Below are 2,764 nucleotides of genomic sequence, written 5' to 3' on the forward strand. Positions count from 1 at the left end.
GCCCTGAAGGCTGGCAGCTTAATCCCTGCCCCACACAGGTCAAGTACTCAAATATCGCCCGATCAACGCAATGCCGCTGGCCAGCACCAACCACGTCACCAACCGTACGAAGGCCTCGCGCGACATACGCATGGTCAGCCTGCGCCCAACCCACAGCCCCAGGGCCATCGCCGGCAGCAGGCACAGCGCCAACACCAGCAACGGTAAATCGGCATACACCCCGGCGATCAGAAACAGGCTGAGGCGCACCACGGTGCTGCAACTGATCAGCGCGCTTTGCGTGGCGCGTGCCGCGTCCTTGGGCAAGCGGCTATTGAGGTAGATCGCATACAAAAAGCCGCCACTGCCAAACAGCGCGCCAAACAGCCCGCCGACCGTGCCCATCGGGATTGACCAGCCAGCCGCCAGCTGGGTCGGCCGCGCCTTTACCGTCAGGCTGTAAATCGCGTAGGCGCTGATAAACAGCCCCATGAGCAGCAGCAGCACGTCCGAATGCAGGTTGAGCAGAAAAACCACGCCCAGCGTGCAACCGACGGCCATGCACGGCAGCAATCGCAGCAATTCCGGCTTGTTCACATCGCGCCGCGATTGCAGCAGATTGCCAAAGGCCGCGACAAAATCCAGCAGCACCAGCAGCGGGATGATTTTCGACAACGGCATAAACATGATCAGCAGCGGCCCCGCCACCAGCGCCGTGCCGAAGCCAGCGATGCCGAACACGATGTAGGCGACCACCACACCCACGCCGATGACCAGCCAATCCATAGCGCCAAACGACCATTGGCTCATCAGCTCAACCGGGCTCATGGGCTGTTCCTTATAAAGAGATGACCATCACTTTAGCCATCGGCGAGGGTTGCGACTAATATCTTCAAAGCCCTCCACCTATCTCGAAAAGGCATGACGCGTGATCTCCACCCGCCAACTGCGTTACTTCGTTGAAATCGCCGACAGCGGCAGCTTCAGCGCCGCCGCCGAGCGCCTGTTCGTCGCACAATCAGCCCTGAGCCGACAGATCAAGGCGCTGGAAACCCAGCTGCAAACCCCGCTGTTCGAACGCACCGCGCGCCAGCCCAGGCTGACAGCGGCCGGTGAAGCCTTTTACCCACGGGCGCGCAACCTGCTGAACGAGTTGCTCAAGGCCAGCGAGCTGGCCACCCAGGTCGGTAATGGCCAGCTCGGCACGCTGCGCCTGAGCCATTCGAGTACCGTGCCGATGAGCGGGCCTTTGCTGCGAGGCATCAGGCGCTGGCTGGAGCGTTGCCCCGGCGCGTCAATGGATATCGCCAAACTGTCCTCCGAAGCGCAGCTTGAGGAAATCGCCGACGGTCGCCTGGAGGTAGGCCTGTTACGTTTGCCGGTGCTGCGCCAGCGCGAGGGCGTGCGCGTGGTGCCGTTATACAGTGAGCAACTGTTGCTGGCGGTACCGCCGAACCATGCACTGGCGCACAGTGATTTGCCGATCGAATGGGCGCAACTCAAGGACCAGGCGTTTATCTCGATCCCGCATCCCCAGCGTGGCGGGCTGAGTTATCTGTCAGCCGAGCTGTGCATGCGCGCCGGATTTTTCCCCAAGGCCGCGCGGGTGATGTCGCGCAAGACCACTCAACTGCAACTGATCCAGGCCGGCTTCGGTATTGCCTTGTTACCAAAATCCATGCAGGACATTGCCCCAGCCAACGTTCGCTTTTTACCCCTGGCCGACCCGGATTGCCTCAGCACCGTGGCCCTGGCCTGCGCGCAGACGCCGAGCGCGCTGGTCGAGCAATTCTGCCAAACCTTGCACGAATGCCTATAAACTGCCGCACATGATTAAAGACCCGTTTGCCCGCCTGGGCCTGGACCGCGAAGTCCTGACTGTCAGCCAGCTCAACGGCCGCGCGCGCGTGTTGCTGGAAGACGTGTTCACCAATATCTGGGTCGAAGGCGAGATCTCCAACCTCGCCCGCCCAGCCTCCGGCCATGTGTATTTCACCCTCAAGGACAGCGGCGCCCAAGTGCGTTGCGCACTGTTTCGCAATAACGCCGCACGCGTACGCCAGGCGCTGAAGGATGGCCTGGCGGTCAAGGTGCACGGCAAGGTCTCGCTGTTCGAGGGCCGTGGCGACTACCAACTGATTCTCGACACCGTGGAGCCGGCCGGCGATGGGGCGTTGCGCCTGGCCTTTGATGCACTGAAGGAAAAGCTCAGCGCCGAAGGCCTGTTCAGTGCCGAGCGCAAGGTGCCGCTGCCGGCGCATCCGCGGCGCATCGGCATTATCAGTTCGCCCACCGGCGCGGTGATCCGCGACATCATCAGCGTGTTCCGCCGCCGCGCGCCCAACGTAGAACTGACGTTGATCCCGACCGCCGTGCAAGGCCGCGAAGCGATCCCACAGATTGTGCGCGCCCTGAAGCGCGCCGACGCTCGCGGCTTCGACGCGCTGATCCTGGCGCGTGGCGGCGGTTCGCTGGAAGACCTCTGGTGCTTCAACGAAGAGGCCGTGGCCCGTGCGGTGGATGCCTGCGTCACACCGATTGTCAGCGCCGTCGGCCATGAGACCGATGTGTCGATCTGCGACTTTGTCGCTGACGTGCGCGCGCCCACGCCCTCCGCCGCTGCCGAACTGCTTGCCCCCGATGCCAGCCACCTGGTGCGCCAGGTCGAAAACCTGCACCGCCGCCTGGTGATGCTGATGCGCAACCGCCTGCGCCACGACCGTCTGCGCCTGGAAAGCATGGCCCGCCGCCTGCGCCACCCCGGCGAACGCCTGCGCCAGCAAGC

At 63.4% G+C, this 2,764-nt stretch carries 3 protein-coding genes; 2 read left to right on the forward strand and 1 reads right to left on the reverse strand.

Annotated elements, in window-relative coordinates:
* Positions 1-39 precede the first annotated feature (39 nt).
* Positions 40-807 (reverse strand): sulfite exporter TauE/SafE family protein, encoded by a 768-nt coding sequence (locus tag WBR57_RS04740; RefSeq protein ID WP_424082598.1) that lies wholly within the window; start codon positions 805-807, stop codon positions 40-42.
* 100 nt (positions 808-907) lie between these two features.
* Between WBR57_RS04740 and WBR57_RS04745 the strand changes: the two genes are divergently transcribed.
* Entirely contained in the window at positions 908-1,798 is an 891-nt protein-coding gene (locus WBR57_RS04745; RefSeq protein WP_424082600.1) for a LysR family transcriptional regulator, read from the forward strand.
* Positions 1,799-1,808: 10 nt separating this feature from the next.
* On the forward strand, positions 1,809-2,764 hold a 956-nt coding region (xseA, locus tag WBR57_RS04750), incomplete at its 3' end, for an exodeoxyribonuclease VII large subunit (protein ID WP_424082602.1).

The organism is Pseudomonas sp. (assembly GCF_049590575.1).
In the GTDB taxonomy this organism is placed as follows: domain Bacteria; phylum Pseudomonadota; class Gammaproteobacteria; order Pseudomonadales; family Pseudomonadaceae; genus Aquipseudomonas.

Bases quoted from the DNA above. Each gene is read 5' to 3' on its own strand.
- WBR57_RS04740 (WP_424082598.1), bottom strand. From the start codon at position 807: ATGAGCCCGGTTGAGCTGATGAGCCAATGGTCGTTTGGCGCTATGGAT.